This is a genomic window from Pseudomonas sp. PS01299 (assembly GCF_029960145.1).
Lineage (GTDB): Bacteria > Pseudomonadota > Gammaproteobacteria > Pseudomonadales > Pseudomonadaceae > Aquipseudomonas > Aquipseudomonas putida_A.
In genome coordinates this window covers 14,773-33,642 of sequence record NZ_JASCPO010000050.1, presented here as the reverse complement: position 1 = coordinate 33,642, position 18,870 = coordinate 14,773, and the positions used below count along the sequence as shown (strand labels likewise).

Annotated in this window: 16 protein-coding genes; 11 read left to right on the top strand and 5 right to left on the bottom strand. The window is 60.0% G+C overall.

Going from position 1 to position 18,870, the window contains the following annotated elements; translation table 11 throughout:
* Positions 1-96: 96 nt before the first annotated feature.
* The 5 genes from QMX91_RS11805 to QMX91_RS11785 all read right to left on the bottom strand — a co-directional run bounded on the left by QMX91_RS11805 (position 97) and on the right by QMX91_RS11785 (position 5,060).
* A complete protein-coding gene (locus QMX91_RS11805) occupies positions 97-1,023 on the bottom strand; it encodes a GGDEF domain-containing protein (RefSeq protein ID WP_139054916.1) in 927 nt (308 codons plus the stop codon).
* A gap of 362 nt (positions 1,024-1,385) precedes the next feature.
* Complete coding sequence (locus QMX91_RS11800) at positions 1,386-2,126, bottom strand: YciK family oxidoreductase (protein WP_027612414.1); 741 nt, start codon at positions 2,124-2,126, stop codon at positions 1,386-1,388.
* A 167-nt stretch (positions 2,127-2,293) separates the two neighbouring features.
* A complete protein-coding gene (gene mupP / locus QMX91_RS11795) occupies positions 2,294-2,965 on the bottom strand; it encodes an N-acetylmuramic acid 6-phosphate phosphatase MupP (protein WP_282412747.1) in 672 nt (223 codons plus the stop codon).
* Between the two features lie 4 nt (positions 2,966-2,969).
* Entirely contained in the window at positions 2,970-3,668 is a 699-nt protein-coding gene (gene ubiG, locus QMX91_RS11790; protein WP_282412746.1) for a bifunctional 2-polyprenyl-6-hydroxyphenol methylase/3-demethylubiquinol 3-O-methyltransferase UbiG, read from the bottom strand.
* A gap of 57 nt (positions 3,669-3,725) precedes the next feature.
* On the bottom strand, positions 3,726-5,060 hold the full coding sequence (locus QMX91_RS11785) for a TRZ/ATZ family hydrolase (RefSeq protein ID WP_007963617.1): 1,335 nt from the start codon (positions 5,058-5,060) through the stop codon (positions 3,726-3,728).
* Positions 5,061-5,168: 108 nt separating this feature from the next.
* On the opposite strand from QMX91_RS11785, the gene mtnA reads away from it, so the two are divergent.
* The 11 genes from mtnA (at position 5,169) to QMX91_RS11730 (ending at position 18,794) form a co-directional block, all read left to right on the top strand.
* Complete coding sequence (gene mtnA / locus QMX91_RS11780; RefSeq protein ID WP_096794920.1) at positions 5,169-6,245, top strand: S-methyl-5-thioribose-1-phosphate isomerase; 1,077 nt, start codon at positions 5,169-5,171, stop codon at positions 6,243-6,245.
* Between the two features lie 426 nt (positions 6,246-6,671).
* The gene (gene gyrA / locus QMX91_RS11775; RefSeq protein ID WP_098964976.1) at positions 6,672-9,326 is read left to right on the top strand and encodes a DNA gyrase subunit A; all 2,655 of its coding nucleotides are present in this window, start codon (positions 6,672-6,674) and stop codon (positions 9,324-9,326) included.
* Between the two features lie 221 nt (positions 9,327-9,547).
* A complete protein-coding gene (serC, locus tag QMX91_RS11770; protein WP_247840523.1) occupies positions 9,548-10,633 on the top strand; it encodes a 3-phosphoserine/phosphohydroxythreonine transaminase in 1,086 nt (361 codons plus the stop codon).
* Positions 10,633-11,727 carry a prephenate dehydratase gene (pheA, locus tag QMX91_RS11765; protein ID WP_003226907.1) on the top strand — a complete coding sequence of 365 codons (1,095 nt, stop codon included), beginning with the start codon at positions 10,633-10,635 and terminating at the stop codon, positions 11,725-11,727. The genes serC and pheA overlap by 1 nt, the downstream gene beginning before the upstream one ends.
* Positions 11,728-11,740: 13 nt before the next feature.
* Positions 11,741-12,853, top strand: coding sequence for a histidinol-phosphate transaminase (gene hisC / locus QMX91_RS11760; RefSeq protein WP_223007739.1), 1,113 nt, complete (start codon positions 11,741-11,743; stop codon positions 12,851-12,853).
* 28 nt (positions 12,854-12,881) lie between these two features.
* A complete protein-coding gene (locus QMX91_RS11755; RefSeq protein ID WP_282412745.1) occupies positions 12,882-15,089 on the top strand; it encodes a bifunctional prephenate dehydrogenase/3-phosphoshikimate 1-carboxyvinyltransferase in 2,208 nt (735 codons plus the stop codon).
* Positions 15,086-15,775 carry a (d)CMP kinase gene (cmk, locus tag QMX91_RS11750; protein ID WP_015093983.1) on the top strand — a complete coding sequence of 230 codons (690 nt, stop codon included), beginning with the start codon at positions 15,086-15,088 and terminating at the stop codon, positions 15,773-15,775. Before QMX91_RS11755 ends, cmk begins: the two co-directional genes overlap by 4 nt.
* Before the next feature lie 119 nt (positions 15,776-15,894).
* A complete protein-coding gene (rpsA, locus tag QMX91_RS11745; protein WP_027612422.1) occupies positions 15,895-17,580 on the top strand; it encodes a 30S ribosomal protein S1 in 1,686 nt (561 codons plus the stop codon).
* Between the two features lie 216 nt (positions 17,581-17,796).
* Positions 17,797-18,075, top strand: a complete 279-nt coding sequence (locus QMX91_RS11740) for a hypothetical protein (protein ID WP_027612423.1) — start codon at positions 17,797-17,799, stop codon at positions 18,073-18,075.
* Between the two features lie 152 nt (positions 18,076-18,227).
* Positions 18,228-18,524, top strand: coding sequence for an integration host factor subunit beta (gene ihfB / locus QMX91_RS11735; protein WP_003189779.1), 297 nt, complete (start codon positions 18,228-18,230; stop codon positions 18,522-18,524).
* Between the two features lie 30 nt (positions 18,525-18,554).
* Positions 18,555-18,794: a lipopolysaccharide assembly protein LapA domain-containing protein gene (locus tag QMX91_RS11730; RefSeq protein ID WP_225135894.1), complete on the top strand. Its 240-nt coding sequence runs from the start codon at positions 18,555-18,557 to the stop codon at positions 18,792-18,794.
* Positions 18,795-18,870: the final 76 nt, after the last annotated feature.

Sequence of the window (18,870 nt, the reverse complement as noted above, 5' to 3'; positions counted from 1 at the left end):
CGCGAAAGCGGTGTGTCAGGCAGCAATTGTTTGACTGACACACCGCTTTCGCGAGCAAGCCCGCTCCCACAGTGGTTTGTGGGTATCTGCAAGGACTCAACCCGCCATCGCCAACCGATTACGCCCCTCGCGCTTGGCCACGTACAGCGCACTGTCGGCCCGGCGCAGCAGACTGTCCGCTGATTCACCCGGCAGCAGAGTCGAGCAACCAAGGCTCACAGTCAGGTCGATCAGTTTGCCGTCCGCGAAATATTCTGCAGTCTGCGCGGCATGGCGCAGACGCTCGCCGACCATCGCTGCCGCTTCCCGGCCGGTGTTGCACAGCAAGATCAGAAATTCTTCCCCGCCATAGCGAAACACCATGTCGACGTTGCGCAGCTGGCCCTTGATCGACGCCGCCACCCCTTTGAGTACGTCATCCCCGGCGCTGTGGCCATGACTGTCGTTGACCCGTTTGAAGTGGTCGATGTCGAGCATCAGCACCGACAACGGTTGCAGGTGCCGGCGGGACATGTCGATCTCGCGTTGCAGGGTCTGCTCCATGGCGATCCGGTTGCCGGTTCCGGTCAACGGGTCGCGCAGCGCACTTTGTGTTGCCGCGCGGTAGAGCAGGGCATTGCGCATCGGGAACAGCAGCGACGACAGCAGCGATTCGAGGTTGCCCTGATCCTGCTCGCTGAAGCGCTGGTTGCGGCGGAAGACCAGTTCACCCAGGTGCTCGCCTTCGTGGCTGAGGCTGTAGCTGACCGAATGGTGACCGCGGGCACCGAACTCCAGGCGCAAGTCGCTGCCCGAATGCACGTAGCTCAAGGCATCCAGCGGCACAAGACGCTGAACTTCGCGGAAAAACAGACCGAGGATTCGTTGCGGCTCAAGACTGGTTTGCAGTTGCAGGCTCATTTGCTGGCGCAATTGCGCCAGGCTGGCCGGGCGTTCCAGAAGCGGAGGCAGCTGACCAAAGCCCAGGCGTTGCAATTTGGCACTGTCAAAGTCAATTGCATTGGTCTGGGAAGGTGATTTCATATGGCGTGAGCCCCTAAGCAGTAAGTCTGTCTTACAGGCTGGGTGAGAGCGGCTATGGGCTGCGCGTCATACTGATCCATCAGTCCCGTAGGACATTTGGCGTAAGTTTAGTCTGCCTGATGACGATTAGTCAGCTATCGAAATCGGCCTTGCCCCAGTGCCTTCACACGGCATGCTTTGAGGAAAATTAGAGCGAAAGTCGTGCCATTCGGTTCAGGTTTATTAAAACCTTTATGAATCAACAGGATGGCTTTTTGCTTTGAGGGAGGGTGGCGGATATTTGACTGAAGTGTGACGGTGGGAAGCGGCAATTGTGTGCCGCGACGGTAATCCGCCACGGCAACAAAAGCGACGTATGGCAGTTATTGCGCGTTGAATGCCTGGCCATTGATGCCGGCGCTGTCAGGGCCCATCAGGTACAGGTACACCGGCATGATCTCTTCCGGGGTCGGATTGTTCAGCGGGTTTTCTCCCGGATAGGCCTGTGCACGCATGCTGGTACGCGTGCCGCCCGGGTTGATGCTGTTGGAGCGCACGGGTGCCACGCCATCGACTTCATCGGCCAGGGTTTGCATCAAGCCTTCGGTAGCGAACTTCGATACTCCGTAAGCGCCCCAGTAGGCCCGGCCCTTGCGTCCGACGCTGCTGGAGGTGAACACCACCGAGGCATCCTGCGACAGCTTGAGCAGCGGCAGCAGGGTGCTGGTCAGCATGAACATGGCGTTGACGTTGACTTGCATGACACGCATGAAGTTTTCGCCCGACAGCTGCTCGATCGGCGTGCGCGGCCCGATGATCGAGGCGTTGTGCAGCAAGCCGTCGAGGTGGCCGAACTCGCTCTCGATCATTGCCGCCAGCTCATCGTATTGATGGGGCAGGGCGGTCTCGAGGTTGAACGGGATCACTGCCGGTTGTGGATGCCCCGCCGCTTCAATCTCGTCGTAGACCTGAGTCAGATTGGCTTCGGTCTTGCCCAGCAGCAGCACGGTGGCGCCGTGAGCGGCGTAGGTTTTCGCGGCGGCCGCACCGATGCCGCGACCGGCACCGGTGACCAGAATGACCCGATCCTTGAGCAATTCGGGACGGGCGGTGTAATCGAACATAAGAACCTCACAATCCATTCATGAAGACCTGCTTCCTTGTGGTGAGGGGATTTATCCCCGACCGGCTGCGAAGCAGTCGTAAACCTGCATATCGAATCGACCTGAAAGATTGCGGGGGCTGCTTCGCAACCCATCGGGGATGAATCCCCTCGCCACAAAGGCCGTTTTCAGCAGCTGCACAGCGCGCTGTCGAGCACCTTGCGCAACTCCAGCGGATGATCCACCACCACGTCCGCGCCCCAGTGCCGCGGGTTGTCGTCCGGGTGGATATAGCCGTAGGTCACGGCGCAGGTCTTGGTGCCGGCATCGCGGCCCGACTCGATATCGCGCAGATCATCGCCCACAAACAAAACCGTCGACGGATCCAGATCAAGCATTTTGCACGCGAGGATCAGCGGCTCCGGATCCGGCTTGCTGTTTTTCACGTGATCCGGGCAGATCAGCAGCGCCGAGCGCTCGGCCAGCCCCAGTTGCTGCATGATCGGCTCGGAAAACCGTACCGGTTTGTTGGTGACCACGCCCCAGATCAGGTTGGCCCGCTCGATGTCGGCCAGCAGTTCGCCCATGCCGTCGAACAGCTTGCTGTGCACAGCGCAACCGGCCAGATAGCGCTCGAGGAATTCCTGGCGCAGTTCTTCGAAGCCCGGCGATTCCGGATCCATCGAGAATGTCACCGCGACCATGGCTTTGGCGCCGCCGGAGATTTCGTCGCGGATGTGCTTGTCGTTCATCGGCGGCAAGCCGCGATCCGCGCGCATCGCCTGGCAAATGGCGATGAAGTCCGGCGCGGTGTCGAGCAGGGTGCCGTCCATGTCGAAAAGGACTGCTCTGATGGCCATCGGCTTACTCCTCGCGCAGGGTCTGGATCATGTAGTTGACGTCAACGTCGTTGGCCAGCTTGTAGTGCTTGGTCAGCGGGTTGTAGGTCAGGCCGATGATGTCCTTGACGGTCAGGCCGGCGATGCGGCTCCAGGCGCCCAGCTCGGACGGGCGGATGAATTTCTTGAAGTCGTGGGTGCCACGCGGCAGCAGCTTCATGATGTATTCGGCGCCGATGATGGCGAACAGGTACGCCTTCGGGTTGCGGTTGATGGTCGAAAAGAACACCTGGCCGCCGGGCTTGACCATGCGGTAGCAGGCGTGGATCACCGAGGACGGGTCCGGTACGTGCTCAAGCATTTCCAGGCAAGTGACCACGTCGAACTGCTCGGGCATCTCTTCAGCCAGGGCTTCGGCGGTGATCTGCCGGTATTCGACGCTGACGCCGGACTCCAGTTGATGCAGTTGCGCAACCGCCAGTGGCGCTTCGCCCATGTCGATGCCCATGACAGTGGCGCCGCGCTGGGCCATGGCTTCGCTGAGGATGCCGCCGCCGCAACCGACGTCGAGAACTTTCTTGCCGGCCAGATTGACTCGCTCGTCAATCCAGTTGACGCGCAGCGGGTTGATGTCGTGCAGCGGTTTGAACTCGCTTTCACGGTCCCACCAGCGATGGGCCAGGGCTTCGAATTTGGCGATTTCGGCGTGGTCGACGTTGCTCATATCTATTCCTCGAGAAACTTGAAAAGGGCTGTAGCCGCGGAGTCTGCTCCGCGGTGTTTACGATTCGGTGTGGCCGCTGATGCGCTGGCCCCAGGCCCGGGCGGTGGCGCCCAGCTGTTGTTCGTCCAGACGGGTCAGGCGCCGGTCGTCGAGTAACTGTTTGCCGGCGACCCACAGGTGTTTCACGCAGTCGCGGCCGGTGGCATAAATAAGCTGCGACACCGGGTCATAGACCGGTTGCTGAGCCAGGCCGGACAGGTCGAAAGCGACAATGTCCGCAGCCTTGCCGATCTCCAGCGAACCGACCTGCGCCTCGATGCCCAAGGCCCGTGCGCCGTTGAGCGTGGCCATGCGCAGCGCACGATGGGCGTCCAGCGCGGTGGCCGAGCCGGCGACGGCTTTGGCCAGCAGCGCGGCAGTGCGGGTTTCGCCGAGCAGGTCGAGGTCGTTGTTGCTGGCGGCGCCATCGGTGCCGACGGCGACGTTCACGCCAGCCTGCCACAGGCGCTCCACCGGGCAGAACCCGCTGGCCAGCTTCAGATTCGATTCCGGGCAGTGGATCACGCTGGTGTTGCTTTCTACCAGCAATGCCAGATCGTCATCGCTGATCTGGGTCATGTGCACCGCCTGGAAGCGCGGGCCGAGCAGGCCGAGGCGACCGAGGCGGGCCAGTGGCCGCTCGCCGCGATGTTCCAGCGATTGCTGGACTTCGAAAGCGGTTTCGTGGACGTGCATGTGGATCGACGCGTCCAGCTCTTCGGCGATCACGCGGATTTTTTCCAGGTTCTCGTCGCCCACGGTGTAGGGTGCATGCGGGCCGAAGGTGATCTTGATCCGTTCGTGATGCTTCAGATCGCCGAACAGCTCGACGCCCTGACGAATGGCCTCATCGGCGCTGCTGGCGCCGGGGATCGGGAAATCGAGGATCGGAATCGCGATCTGCGCGCGAATGCCGCTGTTGTGCACGCGCTCACTGGCGACTTTCGGGAAGAAATACATATCCGAGAAACAGCTGATGCCGCCCTTGATCTGCTCGGCAATCGCCAAGTCAGTGCCATCACGGACGAACTCTTCATCGACCCATTTGGCCTCGGCCGGCCAGATGTGGTTTTCCAGCCAGGTCATCAGCGGCAGATCGTCGGCCAGACCGCGGAACAGGGTCATCGCCGCATGCCCGTGAGCGTTGATCAGGCCTGGGGCGAGCAGCACGTCCGGCAATTCGCGGACTTCAGTGGCGTTACACTTCAATGCTTCGGCGCGCGGGCCGATAAACACGATGCGACCATCGCGAATGCCCAGGCCATGCTCCTTGAGCACAACGCCTGCGGGTTCGACGGGTACCAGCCAGGTCGGCAGCAATAATAAGTCGAGCGCAATGGCAGGTTTCGGCATCGAGGGTCGGTTCCAGTGCTTTTGTAAAGGATGGCGAAGTATACCCGAGCGTCTTCGCGGGGGGATCGCTATAATCGGCGGCTTTTGTTCATGAGTGCGGGGTGAGGGATGCGCGATCGACTGTTGGCTGCGGAGAAAGTAAAGGCCATCGATTGGCGAGATGGCGCGCTCCACCTGCTGGATCAGCGTATTTTGCCGTTCGAGGAAACCTGGATTGCCTACACCAGCGCTGCCGGTGTGGCTGAGGCGATTCGTTCGATGGTGGTGCGTGGCGCACCGGCCATCGGCATCAGCGCGGCCTATGGCATTGTGCTGGCGGCCCGCGCTCGCGTGGCTGAAGGCGGCGACTGGTACGCGGCGCTGGAAGAGGATTTCGCCCTGCTGGCGGATTCCCGCCCGACGGCGGTCAACCTGTTCTGGGCGTTGAATCGCATGCACGATCGGCTCGATCGTCTGAAGGACAATGCCGATCCGCTGGTGGCGCTGGAAGCCGAAGCCATTGCCATTCATGAAAGCGACCGCGAAGCCAACCTGACCATGGCCCAGCTCGGCGTCGATCTGATCCGCAAGCATCAGGGCAATGCCCAGGCGATCCTGACCCACTGCAATACCGGCGCCCTTGCGACCGGCGGTTTCGGTACCGCGCTGGGGGTGATTCGTGCGGCGTACCTGGAAGGCATGGTCGAGCGGGTGTATGCCGATGAAACCCGGCCATGGCTGCAGGGTTCGCGCCTGACCGCGTGGGAGCTGGCGAACGAAGGCATCCCGGTGACGCTGAATGCCGATTCGGCTGCTGCGCACATCATGAAAACCAAGGGCGTGACTTGGGTGATCGTCGGGGCTGACCGCATCACTGCCAATGGCGACGTGGCGAACAAGATCGGCACCTATCAACTGGCGGTCAACGCCATGCACCACGGCGTGCGTTTCATGGTGGTGGCGCCGAGTTCGACCATCGACATGCATCTGGCCAGTGGCGACGACATCCCGATCGAGGAGCGTGACGGCGCCGAGCTGCTGGAGGTCGGTGGCAAGCGCGTGGGGGCGGACGTCGAGGCGTTCAACCCGGTGTTTGACGTGACGCCGGCGGATCTGATCGATGCGATCGTCACTGAAAAAGGCATCGTCGAGCGGCCGGATACGGCGAAAATGGCTCAGTTGATGTGCCGCAAGCGCCTGCATTGATGGGCTGTGGCGTCTGAAAGGACGCCATCGCCAGCAGGCTGGCTCCTACATTGATTGGTGTCGAACGCAAACCCTGTAGGAGTGAGCCTGCTCGCGATGGGGCCATCAAAGTCAATAAACATCTCCAAATCAAGCCCCAAATCTGCATTCAAAGAAGCTCTGAGCCTCTCTCGTCCCCTTTACGCCTGTCATCGGTCAACTAACTATGCTCCATGCGCATCTGGGGGATAGGTGCGTGGCGGCTCTTGTGATAACATCCGGCGTTTTCCGAGGCAGCTTCACGGAGCTGTCTTTACTGCGCAAATCCACGGTTCGATTTGTTGATTTGTCGTAAGTCGGCGCATGGCACTCAGCCTGCCCCGACGAGCTTCGTTCATCCCATATGGACATGACGAAGTTTCACCAGAAAAAGGAATCAGGCTTCTCATGGGCGAACTGGCCAAAGAAATCCTCCCGGTCAATATCGAAGACGAGCTGAAACAGTCCTACCTCGACTACGCGATGAGCGTAATCGTCGGCCGTGCACTGCCGGATGCGCGCGATGGCCTCAAGCCCGTGCACCGTCGCGTACTGTTCGCGATGAGCGAGCTGGGCAACGACTTCAACAAGCCGTACAAGAAATCTGCCCGTGTTGTCGGTGACGTAATCGGTAAGTATCACCCGCACGGTGATACCGCGGTGTACGACACCATCGTCCGCATGGCTCAGCCTTTCTCCCTGCGCTACCTGCTGGTTGACGGTCAGGGCAACTTCGGTTCGGTGGACGGCGACAACGCCGCGGCCATGCGATACACCGAAGTGCGCATGACCAAGCTGGCGCACGAGCTGCTGGCTGACCTGCATAAAGAAACCGTGGACTGGGTGCCGAACTACGACGGCACCGAAATGATCCCGGCGGTGATGCCGACGCGCATCCCGAACCTGCTGGTCAACGGTTCCAGCGGTATCGCCGTGGGCATGGCGACCAACATTCCGCCGCACAACCTCGGTGAAGTCATCGACGGTTGCCTGGCCCTCATCGACAACCCAGAGCTGACCGTCGATGAGCTGATGCAATACATCCCCGGTCCGGACTTCCCGACGGCCGCGATCATCAACGGTCGTGCCGGCATCATCGAAGCCTACCGCACCGGTCGCGGCCGCATTTACATGCGTGCCCGTTCGATCATCGAGGACATCGACAAGGTCGGCGGCCGTCAGCAGATCGTCATCACCGAACTCCCGTATCAGCTGAACAAGGCGCGTCTGATCGAGAAGATCGCCGAGCTGGTCAAAGAGAAGAAGCTTGAAGGCATCACCGAGCTGCGCGACGAGTCCGACAAGGACGGTATGCGCGTCGTGATCGAGCTGCGTCGCGGCGAAGTGCCTGAGGTGATCCTCAACAACCTCTACGCCCAGACCCAGCTGCAATCGGTATTCGGCATCAACATCGTCGCGCTGATCGACGGCCGTCCGCGGATTCTTAACCTCAAGGATCTGCTGGAAGCCTTCGTCCGTCACCGTCGCGAAGTGGTCACCCGTCGTACCGTATTCGAACTGCGCAAGGCCCGCGAGCGTGGTCACATCCTCGAAGGTCAGGCCGTTGCCCTGTCGAACATCGACCCGGTGATCGCTCTGATCAAGGCGTCGCCGACTCCGTCGGAAGCGAAAGAAGCACTGGTCAGCACCCCTTGGGAATCCAGCGCCGTAGTCGCGATGGTTGAACGTGCCGGTGCCGATTCGTGCCGTCCGGAGAACCTCGATCCGCAATACGGTCTGCGTGAAGGCAAGTACTTCCTGTCGCCAGAGCAGGCGCAAGCCATTCTGGAACTGCGTCTGCACCGTCTGACCGGTCTGGAACACGAGAAGCTGCTGGCCGAGTATCAAGAGATTCTCAACCAGATCGGCGAGCTGATCCGCATCCTCAACAGCGCCGTGCGCCTGATGGAAGTGATCCGCGAAGAGCTGGAAGTGATCCGCGCCGAATACGGCGACGTGCGTCGCACCGAGATTCTCGATGCGCGTCTTGATCTGACCCTGGGTGACATGATCCCGGAAGAAGAGCGCGTCGTGACCATCTCCCACGGTGGCTACGCCAAGACTCAGCCGCTGGCTGCGTACCAGGCTCAGCGTCGTGGCGGCAAAGGCAAATCGGCGACCGGCGTCAAGGATGAGGACTACATCGCTCACCTGCTGGTGGCCAACAGTCACACCACCCTCCTGCTGTTCTCCAGCAAGGGCAAGGTCTACTGGCTGAAGACTTACGAAATTCCGGAAGCATCCCGCGCCGCCCGTGGTCGTCCGCTGGTCAACCTGCTGCCGCTGGATGACGGTGAATACATCACCACCATGCTGCCGGTCGAGGAATACACCGAAGGTCACTACATCTTCATGGCGACCGCCAACGGCACCGTCAAGAAGACCCCGCTGGAATCCTTCAGCCGTCAGCGCAGCGTCGGTCTGATCGCGCTGGAGCTGGACGAAGGCGACGTGCTGATCTCCGCAGCCATCACCGATGGCGAGCGTGAAGTGATGCTGTTCTCCGATGGCGGCAAGGTAACGCGCTTCAAAGAGTCCGACGTGCGTGCCATGGGCCGTACCGCCCGCGGTGTACGCGGCATGCGTCTGCCGGAAGGGCAGAAGCTGATTTCGATGCTGATCCCGGAAGAAGGCAGCCAGATTCTCACCGCTTCCGAGCGTGGTTATGGCAAGCGTACCGCGATCACCGAGTTCCCTGAGTACAAGCGTGGCGGCCAGGGCGTGATCGCCATGGTCAGCAACGAGCGTAACGGCCGTCTGGTCGGTGCGGTTCAGGTGCTCGACGGCGAAGAAATCATGCTGATCTCCGATCAGGGCACCTTGGTACGTACCCGTGTCGACGAAGTGTCGAGCCTGGGCCGTAACACCCAGGGCGTGACCTTGATCAAACTGGCCAAGGACGAAACCCTGGTTGGTCTGGAGCGGGTTCAGGAGCCGTCGGAAGTCGAAGGCGAAGAGCTTGAAGGTGAAGAGGGTGCCGGGTTCGAGGGGGATGTCGTGATCGACGACGTTGCCGAGGACCAGCAACTCGACGCCGCAGCTGACGAAGAGCCGCAGGAATAAGCGGACAAGCGAGGGGGCGGATGAAAATTCGCCCCCTTGTTATTTGTCCGGTATGAAATATCGGCGCCCATGACGAACCCTGTGGGAGCGAGCTTGCTCGCGAAAGCGGAGCAACAGGCGACATCGTTGTTGAATGTCAGTCCGCCTTCGCGAGCAAGCTCGCTCCCACAGGATCGGCGCCGACTGATATGTGATACCACCAAATCAGAGCGAGATTGGATGTGAGCAAGCGAGCCTATAACTTCTGTGCCGGTCCTGCGGCGCTTCCTGAAGCTGTCCTGCAACGTGCCCAGGGTGAACTCCTTGATTGGCATGGCAAGGGGCTGTCGGTCATGGAAATGAGCCATCGCAGTGATGAGTTCGTGTCCATTGCTACTCAGGCCGAGCAGGACCTGCGTGACCTGCTGAATATCCCGTCGAACTATAAAGTGCTGTTTCTGCAAGGCGGCGCCAGCCAGCAGTTTGCGCAGATTCCGCTGAACCTGTTGCCTGAAGGCGGCAGCGCCGACTATATCGACACCGGTATCTGGTCGCAGAAAGCCATCGAAGAAGCCTCGCGCTACGGCCACGTCAACGTTGCCGCCACCGCCAAGCCTTACGACTATTTCGCCATTCCGGGCCAGAACGAGTGGAATCTGTCGAAAGACGCCGCTTACGTTCACTACGCGCCGAACGAAACCATCGGCGGTCTGGAATTCCAGTGGATCCCGGAAACCGGTGATGTGCCGCTGGTCGCCGACATGTCTTCGGACATCCTCTCGCGTCCGGTCGACATCTCGCGTTTCGGCATGATCTACGCCGGCGCACAGAAGAACATCGGTCCGAGCGGTATTGTCGTCAACATCATCCGCGAAGACCTGCTGGGCAAGGCCCGTTCGCTGTGCCCGACCATGCTCGACTACAAGGTCGCGGCCGACAACGGCTCGATGTACAACACGCCGCCGACCCTGGCCTGGTACCTCTCCGGTCTGGTGTTCCAGTGGCTGAAAGAGCAGGGCGGCGTTGAAGCGATCGCCAAACTGAATGACGTCAAGCAGCGCACGCTGTATGACTTCATCGACGCCAGCGGCCTCTACAGCAACCCGATCAACAAGTCGGACCGCTCGTGGATGAACGTGCCATTCCGTCTGGCTGACGATCGCCTGGACAAGCCGTTCCTCGCCGGTGCTGACGAACGCGGTCTGCTCAACCTCAAGGGCCACCGCTCCGTGGGCGGCATGCGCGCCTCCATCTACAACGCCGTCGACATCAACGCCGTCAACGCGCTGGTGGCGTACATGGCTGAATTCGAGAAGGAACACGGCTGATGTCCGAGCAAGAACTCAAGGCACTGCGCGTTCGCATCGACGCTCTGGACAGCAAAGTCCTCGAGCTGATCAGCGAACGCGCCCGCTGCGCCCAGGAAGTTGCGCGAGTAAAGATGGCCTCGCTGGCCGAAGGCGAAGTGCCGGTGTTCTATCGTCCCGAGCGTGAAGCTCAGGTGCTCAAGCGGGTGATGGAGCGCAATCAGGGGCCGCTGGGTAACGAAGAGATGGCGCGGTTGTTCCGCGAAATCATGTCCTCGTGCCTAGCGCTCGAGCAGCCGCTAAAAGTGGCTTACCTCGGCCCTGAGGGCACCTTCACCCAGGCGGCGGCCATGAAGCACTTCGGCCACGCGGTGATCAGCAAGCCGATGGCGGCGATCGACGAAGTGTTCCGTGAAGTGGCTGCGGGTGCGGTGAACTTCGGCGTGGTGCCGGTGGAGAACTCCACCGAAGGCGCGGTCAACCACACCCTCGACAGTTTCCTCGAACACGACATGGTGATCTGTGGCGAAGTCGAGCTGCGCATTCACCATCACCTGTTGGTTGGTGAAAACACCAAGACCGACAGCATCAGCCGCATCTACTCCCATGCCCAGTCGCTGGCCCAGTGCCGCAAGTGGCTGGACGCGCATTACCCGAATGTCGAGCGCGTGGCGGTATCGAGCAACGCCGAAGCGGCGAAGCGGGTCAAGGGTGAGTGGAATTCGGCGGCGATTGCCGGTGACATGGCCGCAGGCTTGTACGGCCTGACGCGTCTGGCCGAGAAGATCGAAGACCGTCCGGACAACTCGACGCGCTTCCTGATGATCGGTAACCAGGAAGTGCCGCCGACCGGCGACGACAAGACTTCGATCATCGTCTCGATGAGCAACAAGCCCGGCGCGCTTCACGAGCTGCTGGTGCCGTTCCATGACAACGGGATCGACCTGACCCGGATCGAAACCCGTCCGTCGCGCAGCGGCAAATGGACCTACGTGTTCTTCATCGACTTCGTTGGCCATCACCGTGATCCGCTGATCAAAGGTGTACTGGAAAAGATCAGTCAGGAAGCAGTAGCACTCAAAGTGCTGGGTTCCTACCCGAAAGCAGTTCTCTAAGGGGCGGTAGCAAATGAGTGGCAACTTCCTCGCTCTGGCACAGCCGGGCGTGCAACAACTTTCGCCGTACGTTCCGGGCAAGCCTGTGGACGAACTGGCGCGCGAGCTGGATCTGGATCCGGCAAAGATCGTCAAACTGGCAAGCAATGAAAACCCGCTGGGCGCCAGTCCGAAAGCCTTGGCGGCGATCCGCGAAGAGCTGGCTGAGCTGACCCGCTATCCGGACGGCAACGGCTTCGCGCTGAAATCGCTGTTGGCCGAGCAGTGCCGCGTCGAGCTGAACCAGGTGACCCTGGGCAACGGCTCCAACGACATTCTCGAGCTGGTGGCGCGCGCCTATCTGGCGCCGGGCCTGAACGCCGTGTTCAGTGAGCACGCGTTCGCTGTCTACCCGATCGCCACCCAGGCTGTCGGTGCGCAGGCCAAAGTGGTTCCGGCCAAGGATTGGGGGCACGACTTGCCTGCGATGCTTGCGGCCATCGACGCCAATACCCGCGTGGTATTCATCGCCAATCCGAACAACCCGACCGGTACCTGGTTCGGCGCCGAAGCGCTGGGCGAGTTCCTGCAGGACGTGCCGGAGCACGTCCTGGTGGTGCTGGACGAGGCGTACATCGAATACGCCGAAGGCAGCGATCTGCCGGACGGTCTGGATTTCCTCGCGGCGTACCCGAATCTGCTGGTATCGCGCACGTTCTCCAAGGCCTACGGTCTGGCGGCGCTGCGCGTCGGTTATGGCCTGTCCACTGCGGTGGTGGCGGACGTGCTGAACCGCGTGCGCCAGCCGTTCAACGTCAACAGCCTGGCCCTGGCCGCGGCCTGTGCGGCGCTGAAAGACGAAGAGTATCTGGCGCAAAGCCGTCAGCTCAACGAATCCGGCATGCAACAGTTGCAGGCGGGGTTCCGTGAGTTGGGTCTGAGCTGGATCGAGTCCAAGGGTAATTTTATCTGCGTCGATCTCGGTCAGGTAGCTGCGCCGATTTTCCAGGGCTTGCTGCGCGAAGGCGTGATCGTGCGTCCGGTGGCCAATTACGGCATGCCGAACCACCTGCGGGTGACTATCGGTCTGCCGGCGGAAAACAGCCGCTTCCTCGAAGCGCTGCGTAAGGTTCTGGCTCGTGGGTGATGTCACTGCTCTGCAATCTGCTGCACCTATGATCGGTCGCCTTGTAGTGGTCGGTCTGGGCTTGATCGGTGGTTCGTTTGCCAAAGGCTTGCGTGAAAGCGGTATCTGCCGCGAGGTGGTCGGGGTCGATCTCGACCCGCAATCGCGCAAGCTGGCGGTCGAGTTGGGTGTGGTGGATCGTTGTGAAGATGATCTGATCGCTGCGTGTCAGGGCGCCGACGTGATTCAACTGGCAGTGCCGATTCTGGCTATGGAGAAGGTGCTCGCGCGTCTGGCGAGTGTTGATCTGGGCCGGGCGATTCTGACCGATGTCGGCAGCGCCAAGGGTAATGTGGTGCGCGCGGCGACCGAGGCGTTTGGCGGTATGCCAGCGCGCTTCGTGCCGGGCCATCCGATTGCCGGCTCCGAGCAGAGCGGGGTGGAAGCTTCCAACTCTGAGCTGTTCCGTCGGCACAAGGTGATTCTGACGCCGCTCGAGCAGACCGACCCGGCCGCACTGGCGGTGGTCGATCGCTTGTGGCGCGAACTGGGTGCCGACGTCGAGCACATGCAGGTCGAGCGCCACGATGAAGTGCTGGCTGCGACCAGTCATCTGCCGCACCTGTTGGCCTTCGGTCTGGTCGACTCGTTGGCCAAACGCAATGAAAACCTTGAGATCTTCCGTTACGCTGCGGGCGGTTTCCGCGATTTCACAAGAATCGCCGGAAGCGACCCGGTGATGTGGCACGACATCTTCCTCGCCAACCGCGAGGCTGTCCTGCGCACACTCGATACATTTCGCAGCGACCTCGACGCCTTGCGCGACGCGGTCGATGCAGGGGATGGGCACCAATTGTTGGGCGTCTTCACGCGCGCCCGGGTTGCCCGCGAGCATTTCAGTAAAATCCTGGCCCGCAGGGCCTATGTGGACGCTATGAATTCCAACGATCTGATTTTCCTGGCTCAACCTGGTGGCCGCCTGTCCGGTCGGATTCGCGTACCAGGTGACAAATCGATTTCCCACCGCTCGATCATGCTCGGCTCGCTGGCCGAAGGCGTGACCGAGGTTGAAGGTTTCCTCGAGGGCGAAGATGCCCTGGCGACCTTGCAGGCATTTCGCGACATGGGCGTGGTCATCGAAGGCCCGCACCACGGTCGTGTGACCATTCACGGCGTCGGCCTGCACGGTCTGAAGCCAGCGCCGGGTCCGATCTATCTGGGCAACTCAGGCACCTCGATGCGTCTGCTGTCCGGCCTGCTGGCGGCGCAGAACTTCGACAGCACCCTGACCGGCGACGCATCGCTGTCCAAGCGTCCGATGAATCGTGTGGCCAATCCGCTGCGTGAAATGGGCGCCGTGATCGAAACCGCTGCCGAAGGTCGTCCGCCGATGACCATTCGTGGCGGGCACAAACTCAAGGGTCTGACCTACACCATGCCGATGGCCAGTGCTCAGGTGAAGTCCTGCCTGCTGCTGGCGGGTCTGTACGCCGAAGGCAAGACCACCGTGACCGAGCCGGCGCCGACCCGTGACCATACCGAGCGCATGCTGCGCGGTTTTGGCTACCCGGTAAGCGTCGATGGCGCCACCGCGTCGGTCGAGTCCGGCGGCAAGCTGACGGCGACCCACATTGAAGTGCCGGGCGACATCTCGTCGTCGGCGTTCTTCCTGGTGGCTGCGTCGATCGCCGAAGGTTCCGAGCTGGTGCTGGAGCATGTTGGCATCAACCCGACCCGTACCGGCGTCATCGACATCCTGCGTCTGATGGGCGCAGACATCACCCTGGAAAACCAGCGTGAAGTTGGCGGCGAGCCAGTGGCTGACCTGCGTGTGCGCGCTGCTAAACTCAAGGGTATCGAGATTCCGGAAGCGTTGGTGCCACTGGCCATCGACGAATTCCCGGTGCTGTTCGTGGCGGCGGCCTGTGCCGAAGGTCGTACCGTGCTGACCGGTGCTGAAGAGCTGCGTGTCAAGGAGTCGGATCGCATTCAAGTCATGGCGGACGGCTTGCTGGCGCTGGGCGTCAAATGCCAGCCGACTCCGGACGGCATCATCATTGATGGCGGCCAGATCGGTGGCGGCGAAGTGCATGGTCACGGTGATCACCGTATCGCCATGGCTTTCAGCGTCGCTTCGCTGCGCGCCACTGCACCGATCCGCATCCATGATTGCGCCAACGTCGCGACTTCGTTCCCGAACTTCCTCGCGCTGTGCGCGCAGGTCGGCATTCGCGTGGCTCAAGAGGCTCAGTCGTGAAAAACATTGCACCGGTCATCACCATCGATGGGCCAAGCGGTTCGGGCAAGGGCACGGTCGCCGGGATCCTGGCCAAGCGTCTGGGCTGGAATCTGCTGGATTCCGGTGCGCTGTATCGCCTGCTGGCGTTCGCTGCGCACAACCATGGTGTCGACCTGACCAATGAAGAGCTGCTGAAGAAACTCGCCGCTCATCTGGATGTGCAGTTCATCGCGGCGACCGACGGTCAGCTGCAGCGCATCATTCTGGAAGGCGATGAAGTCAGCGACGTCATCCGTACTGAAAGCGTCGGTTCCGGTGCTTCTCAGGTGGCCGCATTGCCGGCGGTACGCGAGGCGCTGCTGCAGCGCCAGCGTGCTTTCCAGGAAGCGCCGGGCCTGGTGGCCGACGGTCGCGACATGGGCACAGTGGTTTTTCCGGATGCGCCGCTGAAGATTTTCCTCACTGCCAGTGCCGAGGAACGGGCGCGCCGCCGATATTTGCAGTTGAAGGGCAAAGTCGAGGGTGTTAGTCTGTCGAGTCTGCTAGATGAGATCCGTGCACGCGACGAGCGTGATACCCAGCGCGCAGTAGCCCCGCTCAAGCCGGCGGCTGATGCGATACAGCTGGATTCCACGGAGTTGTCCATCGATCAGGTGCTTGAACGCATCATGAGCGAGATCGCCATTCGCGATATCGCCGGATGACCAAGAAGGTCGCAGGGGACCAGTCATAGTCCTGCGGCGCTTCTTTTAAATGAAACTAACCCACACCGTCTGGGGTGTGGAGATGGGCGTATTCTTCGCCCTCATCTACAGGAATTAAAATGAGCGAAAGCTTTGCGGAACTCTTTGAAGAAAGCCTAAAGACCCTGAACCTTCAGGCAGGCTCCATCATCACCGGTGTTATCGTTGATATCGATTACCAGGCTCGCTGGGTAACCGTTCACGCTGGCCTGAAGTCTGAAGCACTCATCCCGCTGGAACAGTTCTACAACGATGCTGGTGACCTGACTATCAATGTCGGTGACGAAGTTCACGTTGCTCTGGATTCGGTTGAAGACGGTTTCGGTGAAACCAAGCTGTCCCGTGAAAAAGCCAAGCGCGCTGAATGCTGGATCGTTCTGGAAGCAGCCTTCGCAGCTGAGGAAGTGGTCAAGGGCGTTATCAACGGTAAGGTTAAAGGCGGCTTCACTGTCGACGTTAACGGCATCCGTGCGTTCCTGCCAGGTTCCCTGGTTGACGTCCGTCCAGTGCGCGACACCACGCACCTGGAAGGCAAAGAGCTGGAATTCAAGGTCATCAAGCTGGACCAGAAGCGCAACAACGTTGTCGTTTCCCGTCGCAGCGTCCTGGAAGCCGAGAACTCCGCCGAGCGTGAAGCTCTGCTGGAATCCCTGCAGGAAGGCCAGCAAGTCAAAGGTATCGTCAAAAACCTCACCGATTACGGCGCATTCGTCGATCTGGGTGGCGTGGACGGCCTGCTGCACATCACCGACATGGCGTGGAAGCGTATCAAGCATCCTTCCGAAATCGTCAACGTTGGTGACGAAATCGACGTCAAGGTTCTGAAATACGATCGCGAACGCAACCGTGTTTCCCTGGGCCTGAAGCAACTGGGCGAAGATCCATGGGTTGCTATCAAAGCCCGTTACCCAGAAGGCACTCGCGTTACCGCTCGTGTAACCAACCTGACCGACTACGGCTGCTTCGCTGAGCTGGAAGAAGGCGTTGAAGGTCTGGTACACGTTTCGGAAATGGACTGGACCAACAAGAACATCCACCCTTCGAAAGTCGTACAAGTCGGCGACGAAGTGGAAGTCATGGTTCTGGACATCGACGAAGAGCGTCGTCGTATCTCCCTGGGCATCAAGCAGTGCAAGTCGAACCCATGGGAAGACTTCTCTGGCCAGTTCAACAAGGGCGACAAGATCTCCGGCACCATCAAGTCGATCACCGATTTCGGTATCTTCATTGGTCTGGACGGCGGCATCGACGGTCTGGTTCACCTGTCCGACATCTCCTGGAACGAAGTGGGCGAAGAAGCCGTACGTCGTTTCAAGAAGGGCGACGAGCTGGACACCGTCATCCTGTCGGTTGACCCAGAGCGCGAGCGCATCTCCCTGGGCATCAAGCAACTGGAAAGCGATCCGTTCTCCGAGTACGTCTCGGTTAACGACAAGGGCGCTATCGTGACCGGTACCGTGAAAGAAGTTGACGCCAAAGGCGCCATCATCGTTCTGGCCGACGACATCGAAGCAACCCTGAAAGCCTCTGAAATCAGCCGTGACCGCGTTGAAGACGCGCGCAACGTTCTGAAAGAAGGCCAGGAAGTTGAAGCCAAGATCATCAGCGTTGACCGCAAGAGCCGCGTAATCCAGCTCTCGATCAAGTCGAAAGACGATGCTGAAGAGAAAGAAGCCATCCAGAGCCTGAAAGCAGCTCCGGAAGGTGAAGCAGCTGACACCACTATGGCGGCACTGCTGCGTCAAGCAATGGCCAAACAGAACTAAGTTCTGCTTGATCATGAAAAAGGGCGACTTCGGTCGCCCTTTTTTGTGCCTGCGATTTGGTGGCGGTGCGCGCCGCGGTTTGCGTGGATCGAGGCTACGGTGAAACCAATCACTTCAACGGGTTGTCTGTTTCTTTAATCGGATCAATCGCCTATTCGCGACTAAGCTGGGTATTAGTCGTGCAGTAGTCGGGCGTTGCCTGGCATAAGGAAGTGGATGAACAGATTTATTGTCTTGATCGCGGTGTTGGTATTGGCGGGCTGCACCACAAGTGCCAAAACGCATGCCGTGCGTGGCGTCAGCGGTATCGAGATCGACTGCTCTGGTCTGGGTTCGGGGTGGGAGAAATGCCAAAAGCGCGCAGCGAAGGAGTGCAAGGGCGCGGGTTACAGGGTAATCACCCGATCTGATCAGGCTAAGGATGAAGATGAATATCCGTTTGGCTTCAATCCTGCAGGCTACGTCACTCGAACCATGCTGGTCATGTGCCGTTGAGTGTTCACTGCTTCGGCTTGTGCTTGTGTGCACTGAAAACAGGCGTTTCGGCGCCAAGGAAGATATGTCAATCCCTGGGCTGTTCAAAATCTTCCGGGCGTGCTAAAACCTTTCAAGCGCTGATCTAGCTGCTTGAAAAAGAAGGGAAAAATATGACGAAGTCGGAGTTGATCGAACGAATTGTCACCCATCAAGGGCTACTCTCATCCAAAGATGTGGAGCTGGCCATCAAGACCATGCTTGAACAAATGTCCCAATGTCTGGCCACTGGTGATCGCATCGAGATCCGTGGGTTTGGCAGCTTCTCCCTGCACTATCGTGCGCCGCGCGTCGGTCGCAATCCAAAGACTGGTCAGTCGGTTAGTCTCGACGGCAAATTCGTTCCGCATTTCAAGCCGGGCAAGGAATTGCGTGACCGGGTGAACGAGGAAGAGGAGGAGGGGGTTTGACAGTCGCTATCTCTACACAGGGAGTAACCCATGCGTAACCTCAAGCGCATACTTCTTGGTGTTTTTATTCTTTTACTGGTGTTGGTGATTCTGGCGTTTGTGCTTGAGAATCAGCAGTCGGTATCGTTGTTGTTTCTGGGTTTGTCTGGTCCGCAGTTGCCGGTATCACTTGTCGTGGTTTTGGCATTGCTCATCGGTATGTTGATTGGCCCAATACTCGGCTGGTTTCTGGGGCGTCCGTCCAAAGCTGCGCGCAAGCGTCTTGTTTGAAAGCGACAGGCGCAGGGCGTCTGTCGAAATTGCGTCACAACCTATCCATATCCATTAGTAAAAGATTCATTAAGCT

Coding starts and splice junctions, on each gene's coding strand:
- pheA (WP_003226907.1), top strand. CDS start 10,633: ATGTCCGAGCAAGAACTCAAGGCACTGCGCGTTCGCATCGACGCTCTG.
- ihfB (WP_003189779.1), top strand. CDS start 18,228: ATGACGAAGTCGGAGTTGATCGAACGAATTGTCACCCATCAAGGGCTA.
- mtnA (WP_096794920.1), top strand. CDS start 5,169: ATGCGCGATCGACTGTTGGCTGCGGAGAAAGTAAAGGCCATCGATTGG.
- QMX91_RS11740 (WP_027612423.1), top strand. CDS start 17,797: ATGAACAGATTTATTGTCTTGATCGCGGTGTTGGTATTGGCGGGCTGC.
- rpsA (WP_027612422.1), top strand. CDS start 15,895: ATGAGCGAAAGCTTTGCGGAACTCTTTGAAGAAAGCCTAAAGACCCTG.
- QMX91_RS11805 (WP_139054916.1), bottom strand. CDS start 1,023: ATGAAATCACCTTCCCAGACCAATGCAATTGACTTTGACAGTGCCAAA.
- ubiG (WP_282412746.1), bottom strand. CDS start 3,668: ATGAGCAACGTCGACCACGCCGAAATCGCCAAATTCGAAGCCCTGGCC.
- QMX91_RS11785 (WP_007963617.1), bottom strand. CDS start 5,060: ATGCCGAAACCTGCCATTGCGCTCGACTTATTATTGCTGCCGACCTGG.
- QMX91_RS11755 (WP_282412745.1), top strand. CDS start 12,882: ATGATCGGTCGCCTTGTAGTGGTCGGTCTGGGCTTGATCGGTGGTTCG.
- hisC (WP_223007739.1), top strand. CDS start 11,741: ATGAGTGGCAACTTCCTCGCTCTGGCACAGCCGGGCGTGCAACAACTT.
- gyrA (WP_098964976.1), top strand. CDS start 6,672: ATGGGCGAACTGGCCAAAGAAATCCTCCCGGTCAATATCGAAGACGAG.
- mupP (WP_282412747.1), bottom strand. CDS start 2,965: ATGGCCATCAGAGCAGTCCTTTTCGACATGGACGGCACCCTGCTCGAC.
- QMX91_RS11800 (WP_027612414.1), bottom strand. CDS start 2,126: ATGTTCGATTACACCGCCCGTCCCGAATTGCTCAAGGATCGGGTCATT.
- QMX91_RS11730 (WP_225135894.1), top strand. CDS start 18,555: ATGCGTAACCTCAAGCGCATACTTCTTGGTGTTTTTATTCTTTTACTG.